Below are 17,856 nucleotides of genomic sequence, written 5' to 3' on the forward strand. Positions count from 1 at the left end.
CCTTCATGAAGTTCCCTTTTCAACTTGTAGGCTTCGTCCTCGTACTATTATGGACCAGCATCACCATGGCCCAAAACAGGGACTTTCTAACATGGTCTTCCGTCGAATTAGGTTATGAACCTAGCAAAACTTGGAATTTTGACCTGGAGGGCCAGCTACGGCTCAAAGACGACTCTGCCACCATCGATGAATATTTTGGCCAGTTTCAGGTAAACAGACGTATAGTGAAGGGATTGAATATTCGGTTTGGGATTCGCTACATCTTTGAAAATGATAATCAGGGTCGTGTTCAAGGATACGAGAATCATCTTAGGTACCATACCGACTTGCGATATCGGCACAAGATAGACAGATTTACACTTAAATATCGTTTCAGATACCAAAATAAAAACGAACTCGGTGTCGATGACGACCCCCGTCAGTTCTTGCGACTGAAGGCTGGTTTTGTTTATAATATAAGGGGCTGGAAGTTGGATCCGGACCTGTCCGGTGAACTTTTCAATCGCCTCGTAACCGATGATGGAATAATCGATAAATACCGTATTACCCTGCGAACAAGATACAAGATAAAAAACGCCGGACACATCGGTGCCTTTCTAAGATTTCAGAGCAGTACCGAAGATGAAGATAGGGAATCAGCATTCATAATAGGTTTACAATACGGTTATACCCTTAAATAAAAATCCTGTAAGGGTCGACTGCCTTCTCCCACAATTTGTCCAATTGTTAAAATACCCACCGCCTCACACTAAAAGAGGGGCTATAGGCGTTATTACCCTCTAAACCTTTAATTAGTAAAACATGAAAAGCTTCGTTTTTAACGTAAAACAGTTACTGCTATTATCTGCCGTCTCTTTGATGGTCTTTGCTTGTAGCAAGGATGGGGATGATCCGATCAATGACTCCGCCGAGCTCTCAAAAACAGAGGTCAAAACGGTTTTGGAGGCCGATGAAATTTCAGGGATTACCGACGAGGTTGTCACCGAAATTTTTCAAAACGGTCAATCATCTGCCAAGTCCGCTAAGACGGTAGACTGCTATGAGGCAACCTATACCGAAACAGGCTTCACGGCTACTTTTATTAATTGCGGGGAAGAAGACGGGAATCTTAACGGAACAATCTCCGCAATTTACGAAATGGGGGATGCCGGCACCGTTATAAGCGTCACCTTTACCGATTTCATGGCCGGCGACATTAGCATCAATGGTACGAGAACCTTCACATTCTCAAATACGGATACCGAAAACATCACTTATAACGTTACCAGTGATATGACCATCATTATGGCCGACGGTTCGGTAATCAAGGAAAAAGGTGCGAAAACCTTGGGTCTTGTCTTCGGTGAGAATTTTAGTGAGGGTAAGTTTACCCTTGACGGTAACTGGACTATCGAGGCCAACGGAAATACTTATTTTGCAAACATTACCACCTTGTTAGAAACTACTTTCGGCTGTGAACATGTGGGCACAGGTGTTTTGGTATTGGCCAAGAACGGACTGGAAGTATCCGTTGATTTTGGTGATGGTACTTGCGATGATATGGCAACACTTATCTATCCCGATGGAACAGAGGAAGAATTTTCGTTAAAGGACTAACGAGTATCCAAAAAAATAGAAGGCCCTATCCTTAATCGGATGGGGTTTTTTGTTATGCAAAAATCATCTTGGGTTGCCACGGGATTTTCGTACTTTAGAAACGTAATACGACAAATGCATACAACCCGGGAACTTATGAAGAAATTGTATTTCCTTAACTGCGCATGGCTATTAATTTACCTTACCTCCCCTTATATTTTAAAGGCCCAGGAAGATGTTTTTACACAGCTGGAAGAAGTTGCCGTAGTCGATCAGAAGGTTATGATGCCCATGCGCGATGGTATTCGACTTGCCACGGATATTTATAGACCTAAAACGAATAAGAAGGTACCGATTATTTTTTCAAGGACTCCTTATAACTTTAATTCCTGGAACGATGGGGAGCGGCGTACCAGAACTGCGGAGACTGCTTTGAAGATGGTGAAGCACGGCTACGCCTATGTGGTGCAGAATGAACGGGGCAGATATTATTCCGAAGGCGAATGGGACATTCTAGGGACTCCTTTGACCGACGGGTATGACGCCTTTTCCTGGATGAAAGAGCAGCCTTGGTCTAATGGCAAAATTGGAACTTTGGGTTGTTCTTCGACGGCGGAATGGCAAATGGCCGTTGCCGCCTTGGACCATCCGGCGCATGCTGCAATGGTGCCACAATCTTTTGGCGCCGGGGTAGGAAGGGTCGGAGACTACTATGAACAAGGCAACTGGTACCGGGGAGGTGCGGAACAAATGCTGTTCTTTGCCTGGTTGTACGGGGTAGAACACGACAAGTACAAACCTAGGATTCCCCCAGGGGCCTCCCAAGAAGATCTCATTCGTATCTCAAGGTTCTACGATTTGGCTCCCGAAAACCCAAGGGTAGATATGAAAGAGGCCCTTACCCATCTTCCGATGAAGGATATTCTACAGAATATTCATGGCAAAAGGGAGATTTTCGATAAGATGGTCGTTCGAAAGCCCAACGATTCCGCATGGTATGAGGGCGGACTCTATCATGATGATATGGATATCGGGGTTCCTAGCTTTTGGTTCGGCTCATGGTACGATGTGTCTATTAGTCCGAATATCGCGTTGTTCAACCATGTCCGCAAAAATGCCACGGATGAAGAGGTAAGGGATAATCAATATTTTGTAATTGCGCCTGTATTGCATTGTTCATATACACGGGCAACGGAGAACACCATCATTGGGGAACGAAGTGTGGGCGACGCACGATTGAATTACGAAGAACAAATCTTCGCTTGGTTCGATTGGTGGCTAAAGGGGGAAGAAAACGAATTCAAACAGAAAACGCCTCGAATACAGTACTACACTATGGGTAGCAATAAATGGCAATCAGCGGAAGAATGGCCACCCAAGAAAGCCAAAATGACCACGTATTATTTGACCAGTAAGGGCAAAGCCAACAGCTTGTACGGCGACGGAGGGTTGGTTACTTCAAAACCAAGCAATAACGGTACGCCCGACGAGTTTGTTTATGACCCAATGAATCCGGTACCTTCCTACGGAGGCAACGTCTGTTGTACCGGTAATGCGGTTGAAGGTGGTGCTTTTGACCAACAGGTAATGGAAACACGAAACGATATTTTGGTTTATACTACGGAGCCTCTGAAAAAAGGAGTGGAGCTTAGCGGATTTATCGAATCAAAGCTCTATGTTTCCTCGGATGCCAGGGATACCGATTTTACGATTAAACTTATCGATGTATATCCCGATGGGAGCGCTTATAATTTAGATGAAACGATTCAAAGGGTACGCTATCGGGAAGGATATGATAAAGAGGTTTTCATGGAAAAGGGAAAGGTTTACGAAATAAACCTCACTCCCATGGCCACCAGTAATTATTTTGAAAAAGGACACCGCATACGAGTTGAAATAAGCAGCAGTAATTTCCCACGATTCGCAAGAAATCTGAATACAGGTGGAAACAATTACGACGAGAAAGAGGCGGTGGTGGCCCGCAATAGGGTTCATCACTCAGCGAAATTTCCCTCACAAATAAGGCTACCGCTAATTGCGGAATAGCCTGGTACTATTTTTGATACAAAAAGGTTAAAATGTAGGGCTATGATTAGGCTATTGTTTATGGTATTATTGGGAGTATTGTCTTCAACCCATGCACAGACCAAAAGTCAAAAATCGGGCCATCGATTTGCCCAAACCCTACACCTTGTAGAATCGGGAAGCTTTCTGTTCGAGGCCAATACTGTTACGCCAAGAACGTCCACTAGCTTCAGTCTGGCTAATTTAGATAATTATTTAGCCATTGATGAGGGTCACGTAAAGGCGCGTTTGCCCTATTTTGGGGTCGAACGTTTTCCGGATTATAACGGTCCCAGATCGATTCAAATCGATGGAGTTTGGCAAAGTCACTCCCTAAAAATCAAGGAGAAGAAAAAACGATTGGTCTTGAAGTTCGTCGTTAAGGACGAAACTGGCCAACATACGGTCATCATGATGATCAATGGGTCTGGTTGGACGAATGTTGCCGTACGCTCGTTATCGAGACCCAGTATCTCTTATTACGGAAAGATAAAACCCCTATCGGAGAAGACCCAGGTATCTGTTGAATAGGGATGCCACCCAAAAAATAAGGGGAATATCCTACTGAAAGGATATTCCCCTATGAAATCGGCCTTTGGCCCTTACTAGTGAAGGTAGTGTCTTGATTCGGCCCAACGGATTCTTTTACTTTCCTTAAAATTAGTGAAGTAGGAGAACCTTCTTGATTCCGTGGGTGATTGATTGATGAACGTTTTCATGACTGTTTCGTTTTTTGATGATGATTGATGGCTACCCGTGATTAGCGGTTAAAGTTCCTGTGCTGCGCCCATTGTACCCGTTTACTGTTCCCAAAAGAAGAGAAATAGCTGAACGTTTTGGACTCCGTGGCTGTTCTGTTGATTGATGCTTTCATTTTTTTCGTTTTTTTGATGTTTTTGTTAGATTGATAATCGTGATTAGCGATTAAAGTTCCTGAACTGGGCCCATTGCGCTCTTTTACTGTTGCTAAAGGAGGAAAAATACTGCCCGGATTTTGATTCTGTTGCTGTTTTTGTGATTGACGCTTTCATCTTTTTAGTTTTTAAGGGTTTCGTTTTTTTTAATATGTTGCTCGTAACTTCTGTCTGTATTCCAACCAAATCCTATTCTAAAATATATTTTTGGTCGTACTAAATGTGGATGTATAGTTCTCATGGTATTGTTGTTTTTTGATTGACTTACAACTAATAGACGACGGAGGATTAATTTTGTTACAGTACTATGCATAAAAAGGTACTATTTATATCAATTTTAACATTCAATAGATACTTCCTTTTCGCAATAATACATCATATTCATTTGATATTCAACTCATTAAACTGTTTTATGCTGTTAGTAAGAGGGTTGGATGAACTGTAAATATTTTTCATTTACGGCTGTGTATTGGCAAAACAAGAACAAAAAATGCGTTCAGTAAGCTCGTTTTGGTTACCCTAATAGGGTAGGGGATTTCATCAAGAATTAGAAAGGGCCTAAGAAATAGTAACTATATTTACGAAGAAAGTATTTGCAAGGAAGACGCAATAAAAAAACCTAGGAATATATATCACAATTATATGGGCCAACCGCGGAATACCCTTCTCATCATCCTTGCATTTTTTGCAATCTACGTGATTTGGGGTTCCACCTACTTGCTCAACAAGATCGCAGTGACCGAACTACCGCCGTTCATGTTGGCCGGTATGCGCTTTGTAGTCGCCGGAATGTTGATATTTTTATTGTGCAAGGTAATGGGCATCGATATTGGAATTACAAAGAAACAATTTCGCAATACGGTCATTGCGGGTTTCTTGTTCCTCACCTTTGGCAATGGTGTAGTCGTATGGGCCCTAAAATATGTGGACAGTGGGTTTGCGGCGCTGGAAATTTCAGCCCAGCCTTTGGTGGTGCTTTTGTTGATGTGGGTAGTCGATGGAAAGAAAATAAAAACCATGTCGATTATAGGGGTAGTTCTTGGAATCATTGGCATCTATCTTTTGGTGGGTCAAAAAGAGGTCGTTTCAAAAGAGGGTTCAATAATAGGTATGCTTATGATATTCGCCTGTATGGTTAGTTGGGGATACGGCAGCCTCTTTGTGGGAAGGGCCGATTTGCCCATCAACTACTTTGTCAATACAGGATATCAAATGCTTACGGGTGGCATGCTGCTCTTCTGTGCAAGCTTCTTATTTGGTGAGCAATGGACTTCACCGACTGAATGGAGTACTCCCGTGTTATATTCTATGCTTTTGTTGATTGTTTTCGGAAGTATACTGGCATTTACCTCTTTCAATTACCTGCTAAAAGTGGTTTCCCCAGAAAAAGTGGCAACCTCGACCTATGTGAATCCCATAATCGCCTTATTACTGGGCTGGTATTTTTTGAACGAACAGATTACTGTGCGGTCGATGATAGCCGCAGCAGTGTTGTTAACCGGAGTCTATTTCATCAATACCACTCGAAAATGGGCTACGCGTGAAAAGTTTGGTGACAAAACGATTAAGTAGATCATTCTTTGTTGAGCTCTTCCAAAAGCCGGTCGTAGTTCCCTATAGTAGTGAATAAACGTCCACCTAGATTAATGATAGGTTGTTCTATGGAATCCAAGGGTTGGGAGAAAGATCTTTTTAACTGTTCTTTGATAGCGGGATTCTCGCTTAATTTTAAGGCTTTGAATAGATAATTGCTTTGTTCCAAGGGTTGTAGGAGGCTATCACACCCCACACATCGCTCGGTAATGTACAAAGTAATTGACTTTTTGGGTTTGATTTTAATCCTTTGAAATTCCATTCTCAAGGCCCTTTTTGAAAGGCTATCGTTCACTTTTAAATCAAACGTGTAACTGGGTTTCTTTCCCCTCATCAAAACAATGGTCTTTAAGCGCACCTTCGAAGCTCCCGGAACCCTTACATATCTTGGTCTGGCCTTACTCTGGCGAAAGTTGGTTCCTTTGATGGTGAGCATCACGTCATAATCTTTCTCTGTTTCATTGACTGCGTAAAACGCCAAGCGATTCGAAATTTCCTGGGTCTCTACTTTAATAGGGCCCTGTTGGGCGCTTATTTTTAAAGTAGCCAATAAAATAAACAGGGTAATCCTTTTGATCATCATCATTTTTTCTTGAAAGGGCAAGATAGGTAATTCTCCATTTTTAAGTGTTTAAACCCAATGAAATGCATTCGCGTGACGATAAATGGTATTCTCTTTAACATCGTCCAGATTCATAAGGATGAAAAATGATATAATTGTAAAGGTTTAAGAGTATTTTAAGCAAAACCAATCTTACAGGTCTTAACTTAGTGGAATGCGATTCATAAAATTGTGCCGATACATGGCATTTTTTTCACTTGTGGGTTTCACATGTAAGGCCCAGTACACCAGTGAAGATTGGAACGATAGGGATACTTGGATGCAGGTCCCCAGGTTGATGGCTCTTGCCGAAGTTGGCGAGAATAATAAAGTAGCTGACCTGGGTTGTCATGAAGGCTATTTTACTTTCCATCTTTCTGAAAAGGTAGGCGATAAAGGGAAAGTATACGCTGTTGATGTATCGTTATATCGGTTAGACGACTTAAAAGAGCATTTAAAGGAACGTGCCGTGACCAACGTGGATGTTATTCTTGGCGACCCGGACGACCCAAAGCTCCCGATTTCCTCTTTGGATGTGGTCATGCTTATCGATACCTACCATGAAATCAGAGATTATACAACAGTATTGGAAAAGATAAAGAAGGCCCTTAAACCTGGTGGGCGTCTTTTAATCCTAGAAAAGTTAAAGGCCCATAAAAAGGGCAAAGGAAGAGAGGAACAAGCACTTGCGCATACGTTATCCCCAAAGTATGTAAAACAAGAGCTAGGTGATGCAGGGTTTTTGGTCGGTAAGGAAGTTACCGATTTTGGCACCTGGAATCATGAGGACGAAAAACAAATGTGGGTAGTGGTCGCTACCAAACCCGATGCCTAGTTTTTTCCCGAATCTGTTTTCCTTTCGCTCTTACAATCCTGTCCAACCAAATTGGTAAGAGCCCATCAATGCAATTCATGGCATTGGTAGTCATAAGCATTCATGAGCGCGGTTACAGCTTGGCTGATCTCGGCATTCGCCTCTACCCTTAGGATACGATCGCAATCTTCCAAATCAAAATTCCATCGTCCATGTGGCTGAATCAATTGATTCAACAAGGGTTCCAATTTCCGGACTTCTCTCGAATTGGTCACCGAAGTCTTAAAAACCAATACATTGTTCATATTCGTTTGTTTTAAAAATGGGATTAACCCGTATCGTTAGGAGTTCATTGCCATAAAGCTAACCAGCATCGGTGACAGCAGTTTGTCAGTAATAAAACTATGGTCAAGCTTTTTTAGATTTTCTTCAAAACTTCCCAATTCAATAACACTGTTGAGGCATCAAAATTCTTTTTGCTCCGATTGCCTTCCTAACTGATATTTTCTAATGATAGTATCCGTACAACTAAAACAGACAGCTGCTGACAAACTGCTGTCATCCTCATCTCATTTCTTTGCAATACAATTCTGGTTTGCTATGGGTGATTTACATGTATTCCATAGGGAAGAAAATAAAATAGGCTTATATCCGAAGCCTTATATTTGGGGTTTACATTATTGATATGGGTGTTGATACTATAAAACGATTTGATAGGATAGTGGCCATCATGATTCAGTTACAATCCAAACGGGTGGTCAGGGCGCAGGAATTGGCAGACCGCTTTCAGGTAAGCCTACGAACTATTTATCGGGATATCAGAACGCTCGAAAGCTGTGGTGTGCCCATCGTAGGTGAGGCTGGCCGAGGATATTCGGTGATGGAAGGGTATCGTCTGCCACCTGTAATGTTTACAAGAGAAGAGGCAGGAAGTTTTTTGGCTGCTGAAAAGTTGATGCAGAAGTTTACCGACAGGTCCTTGGGCGCACATTATGAATCTGCCATGTTCAAGATAAAATCGGTTTTAAGGGGCAAGGAAAAAGACTGGATTACGGCCCTGGAAAATCAGGTCGTTATCGAGCCAACACAAAAATTGTTCAATGAAAATAGTCCGGATGCCCTTGAAATACTTTTTGAGAGTATCGTCGAAAAAAAACAGGTTTTCTTGCGATATGGCTCTCTTCGGGAAGAAAAGCCTACGGAAAGAACCATTGAGCCTGTTGCGATTTTTAATGAAAACCATTTTTGGTATGTTCTGGGTTATTGCCATTTCCGAAAAGACTACCAAAACTTCCGTACCGACCGGATGTTACGGGTGCAACGCACCAAGAAGCTTTTCAGTCTGGAGCATGGTACCATCGAAGAGTATCGAAATAAAACCGCACCCATCAAAAAGACAAAAGTGCGTATCCTGGTCGATAAAACCATTGCCCGTTATATCAAAAGTGGAAGGGAACGTTATGGATTCGTTTCGGAGCAATTGAAAGGTGATCAGATAGAAATGACCTTTATGAGTTCGGATATTGAAAATGAATTTCCCAGGTGGTATATTATGTTTGGTGACTATGCCAAAATTCTGGAGCCCCAGCGTCTGAAGAAAAGGGTATTGGACCTGATTACCAAAACCGAATCCAAACTATTTGAATCATGAGGGCCATATGCGATAAATACTCCTTCATTTTACGGTAATAGCAATAATCCGGCCAATAAATGTGTTTTAGTAATATGGAAGTATTATCTTAGTAGTGGTTTAAAGTACAAGGGAATTATATGCCCTGCGATTTAACTGGTTTAACATAGACAAACTGTTTTTTACATTTTTCTTTCCATTGCATTCGTTCCGTATTTTAAATTTCTTTTAAATACAAATTAGTTAACGTATATACAGTAAGCGAATGGCAAAATCCCAGCAAACCTATAACAAGATTGAAAAGGAAAAACAAAGACGTAAAAAGCGCGAGGAAAAGCAAAAAAGAAAAGAAGCCCGTAGAGCCGAGGCCAAGGAAAAGGGTGGAGGAATACAATTTGCCTACGTGGACCATAACGGTAACTTGACCGATACACCGCCTGATCCTACCCAAAAAACACTCGTTGAAGCAGAAGATATTGTTCTGGGAATTCCTAAAAAAGAGGAAACGGATGAGGATAAGTTCAACCCGATTAGAAATGGAAAGGTTAGTTTTTTTGACCATTCCAAAGGATTTGGTTTTATCATAGACACGGAGAATAACGAAAAATACTTTACCCATGTAAGTGGGCTGATCGATGAAATAGTAGAAAACGACACCGTAAGCTTCGAATTGGAAAAAGGAGCCCGTGGTATGAATGCCGTTAAGGTCAGCAAAATTTAATTCAGTACGGATACCGCACAATAAAAAGCAAGACTGGCGTCTTCCCAAGGATTGTTGACAGAAAAATACATACTACCTTCCTATGGTTCCGAGGGGTTGTAACAATCGGGGAAAATAAGTAACTTTTTTGAAAATCAACACCTTTTCCAATGAAGATTCTCTGGATCAGTGTCTTATGCTCGTTCATTTTATGCCCAGTTAGAGACCTACATGCGCAAAAAGACCTTCAACGGCCCAAAGAGACCCTCGATAGTGTCTTACTAACAAAGCTAGATGCGATGAAAAAGGTCGATCAATACTATGCAGGCCAACCCCAAGGAAAATATCAGGGTGATTGGGAAAATTGGTATAAGGCGAGGGATAGTATTAGTAGGCTTCATATTAAGGTGTTAGACAGTATTCTTGATCGACGTGGGTACCCCGGTTTCGATTTGGTGGGCAAACAGGGTTCCTTGAGTTTTTGGTTGATAGCACAACATGCAGATTGGAACCCCGATTTTCAGCAAAAAGTGTTGCTTTTGCTCAAGGAAGAGGTCGACAAAGGCAATGCCAATGCCCAAAACTACGGGTATCTGGTAGACAGGGTACGTATCAATACAAACAGACCGCAAGTTTACGGTACGCAACTTGATTACAATGAAAAAGGACAGGCGTTTCCCAAGAATCTGGAAAATCCAAAGAATGTGAACAAAAGAAGGGCGGAATTGGGGATGGAAGTTCTCGAAATATATCTGAACAGTGTGACCAAGGCACACTTTAAGAGGAATAGGGCATATCTGGTAAAACAAGGGATCATGGCACCAGTCCTGTATGAAGTACCGAAAGACAAATACTAGGATTCTTTTGCTGTTGGGGGCTATCGTTTTTAGCCAGTCCTGTGTATCGCAGGTTTCCAAAAACTTATTCAATGGTAAAGACCTCGATGGCTGGCATATCGATGTTCCCACGATGGATAGTATTCCCAGTGCGATTAATCCGTTTATCGTGCGGGACGGTATGCTCGTGAGTCTTGGAACGCCTCAGGGACATCTGATTACCGACAAAATTTATAAGAACTACCGGTTAGAGATAGCCTATCGCTTTGTGGCAGAACCGGGGAACTGTGGGGTTCTCGTACACGCTTCGACACCAAGGTCGTTATATAAAATGTTTCCCAAATCTATTGAAGTACAGATGATGCATGAACATGCAGGTGACTTCTGGTGCATTGTAGAAGACATAGTAACCGACAATATGATTGAAAGAAGAGGGCCAAAGGAGCATTGGGGCATTACAGAGGGAAAGGCAAGGAGGGTCAAAAACCTAACGGACGGTTCCGAGAAGCCTTTGGGGGAATGGAATACCATGATCATTGAATGCCTTGAAGACAAAGTAAAGGTGTGGGTCAATGGCGATTTGGTGAATTATGGATACAACGCTACGGTCGACAAAGGTCAGATTGCAATACAGGCGGAAGGTTCCGAAGTAGCGTTTAGTAAAATTATGCTTTCCCCCATAACTAAGATGAGCGGCACCACCCCTGAATAATGAAACCCTTATAATTTTGGATAAATCCCTTTAATTGTTGAAGATTTTTCATACTTTAACAAGTAGGGAGGCAATCGCTTCCCATTGAGACTTCCCCTATAAGTTCCCCCTGATGATAAAGTACCCCGACCGATATATACTCGTTCTATTGAACGTTGAAGTCTGATTAGCCCTCATATACGCCGAAATCACAGCGCAAACTGTGGTTTCAAATCGATGTTTAACTTGAATCACTTAACAATAAATCAACTTATAAATGAGCAGTACAACCGAACCTACCTTCCACTTGGGAATTACAATGGCCGGGGCAGTTTCTGCGGGAGCTTATACCGCTGGATTTATGGACTACGTTCTGGAGGCCCTGAATGAGTGGGAAAAAGCCAAGGAGAAAAACCGAAATGCCGTTCAAGGACAATTCGACAAGCGAATTCCCATGTACAATGTACAAATTGATGCTATTGGCGGTGCTTCTGCCGGGGGTATGGTAAGTATGATCACTGCCTTGATGTTTCATTATAAGGAAATGAAACCTGTTCGGGAGGTATCGTATACCAAAACAGGAAACATACTATACGACAGTTGGGTTTTTCTGGATGACGACATGACCGAAAAGGATAGAAATAAAAGGAAAACTACCTTTAGGAAAATGCTCGAAATCGATGACCTTAAAGGTCAAAAGGGAGCCCCTTCATTGTTGAATTCAAAACCTATCGACACGATTGCGGAAAGGGTATTCAACAATCTTCCTTCAGATGCCGGCCCACATAATTTTCCCAAATACGTGTCCAAAGATTTGCATGTATTGCTTACGGTCACAAGCCTACAGCCTTTGGCGTACACGGTTAATTTTAGCCGTATCAAATCCAAGTTTATGGACACGACCCCCGGGCATCGTATTGGAAATCACGACATAGTGGCCCATTTCAAGATTGCCTACGATCCATCCAAGGATAAGGACGAATACTTACCGTTTTCCCCAAATGATAATGATTCCAGGGCGTTACTGATCAAAACCACCAAGGCTACGGGTGCCTTTCCGATAGGATTGGCACCACGACATTTTGAACATGAATTCTCGTCAAAATATGTGCAGTCTAATTTATCGAAAAGAAAGGCGTTTAGTTCCGACACCGATATCAGGTTTGATGACGACGGGGATACCTTCAGGTTTACCGGTGTCGATGGCGGAGCCATAAACAACGAGCCTTTCGATGAAGTCATAAGACAACTGATTGCCAATCATGAAGGTTACGACCCAAAGGAACCAAAATTCGGTACCATTATGATCGATCCGTTTCCAAATTTTGAAGAGCCGGCCAATGGGGATCAAGAACCATTACGGTCGGGCCTTTTATCCTCTTTGGGAAAACTGATCCCAACTATTTTGGATCAAGCCAGAAATAAACGCAATGACAGTTATGGTAACGGACTTTTCAAATTATTGGCTTTTCCCATTAAATGGGAAAGTCCCGGAAAATTGAAACCACATCCGCCTTTGGCAACGGGCGGTATAGGTGGCTTTGGAGGTTTCCTGGATTTGGATTTCAGAATACATGACTTCTTTTTGGGGCGTGATAATGCCCGTAATTTCCTGAGAGCTTTCAATTTTCTTGAATATGACAAAGCAGCGCCTATATATCTTTTTAAAAAGGTCGATCCCGAGGCGGTAGAAGCATTTTCAAGAACCATTACCGACAAAATTACGGGTGAACAAAAAGTTTACATGCCCATTATTCCCGATATCAGTCGCCTAACCGGGGATACAAACCCCTATTATTATACCGTGGATTCCTTTCCAAAACTAGATAGGGAACGATTTAAGACATTAAAAAAACCGCTTAGAAAAAGAATTCGGGCCGTAATCACCGCAGAACTGAACGAACGGGTCGATAGCTGGTTCCTGAGAGGTATTATCGGAACGCTCAAGGGACTGTTGGTACGAAAACTTACCAATTGGGTCATGGAAACGATCGAGAATGATTTTGCGCGCCGCCAGATGTGATAGCCTTTGCCTAAGAGACTAGGCGAATGTCATCACGAAAGAAGTTCCTCTGGAAGGGGCCGAATGCACTTTGATGCTTCCGCCATGGAGGTGCATGATTTGTTTGGACAAGCTGAGTCCGATTCCTGTACCTGTGGTTTTAGTGGTAAAAAAAGGAACAAAAATCTCGTCGATCAGCTCAGGAGGTATTCCTGGTCCGTTGTCCCATACCTCGATAAACTTCTTTCCTTGCCGCGTTATCCCGGAACTCAGTTTGATCATTGCGTTTTCTTTCTCACCGAGGGATTGAAGGGCATTTTTGCTAAGATTAACCAAGTTCTGGGTAATTTGTTTTTCATCTATAAAAAGTTCCAAGTCCTTCGGTTTCACTTGAACCTTGAAATCAACCTTTCCTTGTACGTTTTCTTGGTTCATCAGAAGCAACACTTTGTCTAAAAGTCGCTGTGCGGAAACAAGCGCTTTATCCGGTTTTGGCAAACTGAGGAAGCTGCGATACGATTGCACAAACTGCATTAAATCTCCTCCTTGCTCTTTGATAACTTCCAACCCTTTAACGGTATTGGAAATTTGCTCTTCGTTAAATTCCTTTACGGAGACCAGGCCATTTTTTCCCTTGTAATATTTCAATATCGACTCGGATATCGAGGTGATAGGAGTGATCGTGTTCATGATTTCATGTGTCAATACCCGGATTAAGCGCACCCAGGAATCGGTTTCCTTTTCGTCCAGTTCCTTGTGAATATCTTGAACTACAACCAACAAAAGAGACTTGCCGTCCACCGTGATTGCAGTGGCTTTTAAGGCCAACTGTGAGTTTTCCCGTTCATTGGCCAATTGAAATATTTTGCCTTCGAAAGGCTGTATATCGGCAAAAAGGGCGTACAACTTTGGGTCGATTTGGTTGAATTGTTTAATGTGGTTCAACGGATGGTAGTTCAAAAGCTTCTCAATGGTGCGGTTGGCAAAAAGAATATGTCCTTTTGAATTGATGGTAAGTATACCGATGGCCGCTTGCTTTATAATTTCCTGATAGTACTGTTCCTGCGCCTGTTTTTTAAGATGAATCTCCTGAATCATCGCATTTAACATATTGAGGCTGTGATTTAGTTCTTCCAATGATTTGACACTGAGTTTCTCGGGAAACCGAAGCGTAAAATCCTCGTTCTTGATCGCATCAAAGAAGTAGGCGATTTTTCTGTTGGTCTGATTGATGTATTGGATTAAAAAAATAGTCTGAAGAACAAGTATCAAAAGGAAAAAACCGCTGAGAACGTATTTCGTCTTAAAATAAAAGAAGGCCAATAATAATGCGGAAAGGGAAATGAGGATTATACGAAGTATGAGCTGTAAATAAATGTTGCGACTTACCATTTTATAAGTTCAAGTGTCTGAATAAACCACAGGTCCAAAATTTGCAATAAGGGGTAAAAGGTACCACATTTGAGTATCACTTTTAAATCTTTGGAAACGCATAGGTCCTATTTACCCATTTTCTTCATTTTGTTATAAAGTGTTTGCCTTGAAATACCAAGCTGATCCGCCGCCGCACTGTAGTTTCCTTCATGTTGGTCCAATGCATTCAAAATCATCAAAAGTTCCATTTCTTCCAAGGTGGTAGGGCCACTATCTAAGGTAATACTCGCTTTCACATGAAGGGGGAAGTCGTTGGGCTTTAGAACATTTCCTTCCGATAGGATGACGGCGCGCTCGATGGTATGCAATAATTCACGTACGTTCCCTGGCCAGGCATAGGCCAACAATTTATCTTGGGCGTCTTGGTTCATGCGCAATCCCTGCTTCCCATATTTGGACTTGAATTTGTTTAGGTAAAAATCCGCCAATAGCAGGATATCGCCTTGCCTTTCCCGTAATGGCGGTACTTCGACCTGTATGGTATTGATTCGGTAGAGCAAATCTTCCCGAAAAAGTCCGTCCGCGACCATTTGGTCCAGATTCTCGTTGGTCGCACACACCAGACGAATATCTACGGGTATCGGTCGATTGGAACCAACCCTAACGATAATCTTGTTTTGAATAGCCGATAAAAGCTTTGCTTGAGTCTGTAACGACAAGTTTCCGATTTCATCCAAAAATAAGGTTCCCTTATTAGCCGCCTCGAACTTTCCGGCGCGATCTTCCTTGGCATCCGTAAATGCTCCCTTCATATGTCCGAATAGTTCGCTCTCAAAAAGATTTTCGGAAATCGACCCCATATCGACCGATATAAATACTTCGCCATTTCGCAACGATTGTCGGTGTAGTTCCCGGGCAATTAGCTCTTTACCAGTACCGTTCTCTCCGGTTATCAAGACATTTACTTCCGTTTTGGCGACCTTTCTTACGAGTCCCAACACCGCATGTAGTGCTCTTGAATTACCGATGATATATTCCTTATTCTGGTTGATTACCTGCTTTAGATTGTTTTCTTGTTGTTTAAGTTGATCGATTTCCTTTCGCGATTTTCGTAATGCATAGGCCGATTTTACGGTAGCGAGCAATTTGTCGTTGTTCCACGGTTTTAAAACAAAATCGGCCGCTCCCTCTTTGAGGGCTTGTACGGCCAGGTCCACTGCGCCGTATGCTGTCATCATGATAACCGATATCCCAGGAACTTTCTTTTTGATCTCCCGCAACCAAAACAATCCTTCATTTCCGGTATTGACACCAGCCGAAAAATTCATATCCAATAAAACGATGTCGATATCCCTTAAATCCTTAAACGATGGTATCTGGTTTGGATTCGATAAGGTGCTCACACTTTTGTATTCAAACTGCAACAAAATTTCCAAAGCGCTCAAAACGCTTTTATTATCATCGACCACCAAAATTTTTGCATCCAACATACTAGGGAGATTCAAAAGGACATTTTAAAACTACGATTTGAAAATCGGAATCACTACTAAGTGTCCAATTTTTTGACAATATCTGTACAATTATTTTACAGCTGTCAACAATTTAACGACGCTACCGTTCTTTAAACTTCTGATTTGTAGAATTTTATATTCTTGGCACACCAATAGTTGTCCAAATGGCATACCAATAATGAATATGTTTCAAAAAACGAAAACCATGGTGTTGCTCTTTTTCTTGATCGGCGGTAGTGTAATGGCCCAAGAAAAATGGACGTTGGATGAGTGCGTGTCGTATGCGCTTTCACACAATCTGCAATTAAAGGATTTTCAGTATACCGAAGCCTCCGGCAAGGAAACCTTTAAACAATCTATTCGTAACCTGTTGCCCAACATCAGTGCCAGCTCGAATTATACCATCAATTTCGGACGCAGTACCGATCCGTTTACCAACGATGTCGTCACTACCGACTTTTTCTCCAATAATTATTCCTTGGAAGCGTCTATCGGCCTCTTTCAAGGGTTCCAAAGGTTGCACACTATCAAAGCCTCCAAATTCCTTTATAAGGCCACAAAAGAAGATGCTCTACAGCAAAAATATTTATTGGCATTTAGGGTGATGCAGGCATTTTACGACATCCAATTTTTTGAGGGGCTGGTGGCCATCTCAAAGGAGCAATTGGCTGTTTCGCAAACAAATCTGGATTTGGTAAAGAAGCAGATCGAACTGGGGCTTTTGGCCGCGGCAGATCGTTACGAGGCCGAATCGCTTTTGCTTACCGATAGCCTGAATCTGACCCAAAGTGAAAATCAATTGGCAGCGGCCAAGCTGCGATTGATCCAAGAAATGAATCTCGAAGGGGTTACGGAAATTTCCATTCAAAGCGATTTAATCCAAAATGAGTTATCGATGGAAGACACGGAAATGCACGTAGATTCCATTTATTCGGAAACCACTGGTTTTTTACCGTCACTAAAAGCAAGCGAATTGAGGGCCAATGCAGCAAGAAAACAACTGGCTGCCGAAAGAGGGCGGTTGTATCCATCGCTCTCCCTTTTTAGTGGGGTCGGAACCGGCTATTTTGAGACCACAAGGGATACACTCGGGGTTACGGTACCCTTTAGGGACCAGTTTCGCGACAACACCTTTCAGTTTATTGGAGTGAGTCTCAATATTCCCATCAGCAATGGCTGGTCGGCCCGATCTAGGGTCAAACAACAGAAAATAGAACGGAAGCGTGCAGAGAACAATTTGGAAATACAGGAGCAACTGGTCTATCAGACCATTCAGACCTTGGTTCAGGAACATGACGCACTTTTGGTTGAACACGAGCAAACCACCAAAAATATGGAAGCACAGCGTATGGCTTTCGCCATCGCCCAAAAAAGATATGGGAAAGGACTCATCAATGCCCTGGAACTGTTTACGGCGAAGAACCTGTTTGCCAACGCACAGAACCAGAACCTTCAGGTAAGGATGCGGTCGGAAATCAATAGGAGTACGTTGAATTTCTACCGAGGGCTTCCGGTTTTTAATATCAATTAAGCATTAAAAGGAACTACGTA

General features: G+C 42.3%; 16 protein-coding genes. 12 read left to right on the top strand and 4 right to left on the bottom strand.

The annotated features are described in order from the left end of the window. Positions 1-5: 5 nt before the first annotated feature. From FK220_RS11150 to FK220_RS11170, 5 genes are all read left to right on the top strand, one after another. Positions 6-680, top strand: coding sequence for a DUF2490 domain-containing protein (locus FK220_RS11150; protein WP_166204881.1), 675 nt, complete (start codon positions 6-8; stop codon positions 678-680). Positions 681-801: 121 nt separating this feature from the next. Continuing rightward, positions 802-1,596 (top strand): hypothetical protein, encoded by a 795-nt coding sequence (locus FK220_RS11155; protein ID WP_152574409.1) that lies wholly within the window; start codon positions 802-804, stop codon positions 1,594-1,596. A gap of 135 nt (positions 1,597-1,731) precedes the next feature. Continuing rightward, positions 1,732-3,621 (top strand): CocE/NonD family hydrolase, encoded by a 1,890-nt coding sequence (locus FK220_RS11160; RefSeq protein ID WP_152574410.1) that lies wholly within the window; start codon positions 1,732-1,734, stop codon positions 3,619-3,621. Between the two features lie 42 nt (positions 3,622-3,663). Further along, the gene (locus FK220_RS11165; protein ID WP_152574411.1) at positions 3,664-4,170 is read left to right on the top strand and encodes a DUF4251 domain-containing protein; all 507 of its coding nucleotides are present in this window, start codon (positions 3,664-3,666) and stop codon (positions 4,168-4,170) included. A gap of 1,025 nt (positions 4,171-5,195) precedes the next feature. Further along, positions 5,196-6,125, top strand: coding sequence for an EamA family transporter (locus tag FK220_RS11170; RefSeq protein WP_152574412.1), 930 nt, complete (start codon positions 5,196-5,198; stop codon positions 6,123-6,125). 1 nt (position 6,126) lies between these two features. On the opposite strand, the gene FK220_RS11175 is transcribed toward FK220_RS11170, so the two are convergent. Continuing rightward, the gene (locus FK220_RS11175) at positions 6,127-6,732 is read right to left on the bottom strand and encodes a hypothetical protein (RefSeq protein WP_152574413.1); all 606 of its coding nucleotides are present in this window, start codon (positions 6,730-6,732) and stop codon (positions 6,127-6,129) included. Between the two features lie 217 nt (positions 6,733-6,949). On the opposite strand from FK220_RS11175, the gene FK220_RS11180 reads away from it, so the two are divergent. Then, positions 6,950-7,582 (top strand): class I SAM-dependent methyltransferase, encoded by a 633-nt coding sequence (locus FK220_RS11180; RefSeq protein ID WP_166204883.1) that lies wholly within the window; start codon positions 6,950-6,952, stop codon positions 7,580-7,582. A 65-nt stretch (positions 7,583-7,647) separates the two neighbouring features. Here FK220_RS11180 and FK220_RS11185 read toward each other — a convergent pair whose 3' ends face one another. Next, complete coding sequence (locus FK220_RS11185; protein WP_152574415.1) at positions 7,648-7,866, bottom strand: hypothetical protein; 219 nt, start codon at positions 7,864-7,866, stop codon at positions 7,648-7,650. Between the two features lie 380 nt (positions 7,867-8,246). Between FK220_RS11185 and FK220_RS11190 the strand changes: the two genes are divergently transcribed. The 5 genes from FK220_RS11190 to FK220_RS11210 all read left to right on the top strand — a co-directional run bounded on the left by FK220_RS11190 (position 8,247) and on the right by FK220_RS11210 (position 13,441). Continuing rightward, positions 8,247-9,212 carry a helix-turn-helix transcriptional regulator gene (locus FK220_RS11190; protein WP_152574416.1) on the top strand — a complete coding sequence of 322 codons (966 nt, stop codon included), beginning with the start codon at positions 8,247-8,249 and terminating at the stop codon, positions 9,210-9,212. 244 nt (positions 9,213-9,456) lie between these two features. After that, on the top strand, positions 9,457-9,912 hold the full coding sequence (locus FK220_RS11195; RefSeq protein WP_152574417.1) for a cold-shock protein: 456 nt from the start codon (positions 9,457-9,459) through the stop codon (positions 9,910-9,912). Positions 9,913-10,061: 149 nt separating this feature from the next. Then, positions 10,062-10,748 carry a DUF6624 domain-containing protein gene (locus FK220_RS11200; protein WP_152574418.1) on the top strand — a complete coding sequence of 229 codons (687 nt, stop codon included), beginning with the start codon at positions 10,062-10,064 and terminating at the stop codon, positions 10,746-10,748. Beyond that, on the top strand, positions 10,723-11,439 hold the full coding sequence (locus tag FK220_RS11205; RefSeq protein ID WP_152574419.1) for a 3-keto-disaccharide hydrolase: 717 nt from the start codon (positions 10,723-10,725) through the stop codon (positions 11,437-11,439). The genes FK220_RS11200 and FK220_RS11205 overlap by 26 nt, the downstream gene beginning before the upstream one ends. Before the next feature lie 256 nt (positions 11,440-11,695). Continuing rightward, entirely contained in the window at positions 11,696-13,441 is a 1,746-nt protein-coding gene (locus FK220_RS11210) for a patatin-like phospholipase family protein (RefSeq protein ID WP_152574420.1), read from the top strand. An 18-nt stretch (positions 13,442-13,459) separates the two neighbouring features. Here FK220_RS11210 and FK220_RS11215 read toward each other — a convergent pair whose 3' ends face one another. Together FK220_RS11215 and FK220_RS11220 are read right to left on the bottom strand one after the other, a co-directional pair. After that, positions 13,460-14,812, bottom strand: coding sequence for a sensor histidine kinase (locus tag FK220_RS11215; RefSeq protein WP_152574421.1), 1,353 nt, complete (start codon positions 14,810-14,812; stop codon positions 13,460-13,462). A 107-nt stretch (positions 14,813-14,919) separates the two neighbouring features. Next, complete coding sequence (locus tag FK220_RS11220) at positions 14,920-16,284, bottom strand: sigma-54-dependent transcriptional regulator (protein WP_152574783.1); 1,365 nt, start codon at positions 16,282-16,284, stop codon at positions 14,920-14,922. Positions 16,285-16,489: 205 nt separating this feature from the next. Here FK220_RS11220 and FK220_RS11225 point away from each other — a divergent pair, with 205 nt between their 5' ends. Further along, positions 16,490-17,836, top strand: a complete 1,347-nt coding sequence (locus tag FK220_RS11225) for a TolC family protein (RefSeq protein WP_152574422.1) — start codon at positions 16,490-16,492, stop codon at positions 17,834-17,836. The last annotated feature ends 20 nt before the right edge of the window (positions 17,837-17,856 follow it).

Source organism: Pelagihabitans pacificus (assembly GCF_009371985.2).
Lineage (GTDB): Bacteria > Bacteroidota > Bacteroidia > Flavobacteriales > Flavobacteriaceae > Pelagihabitans > Pelagihabitans pacificus.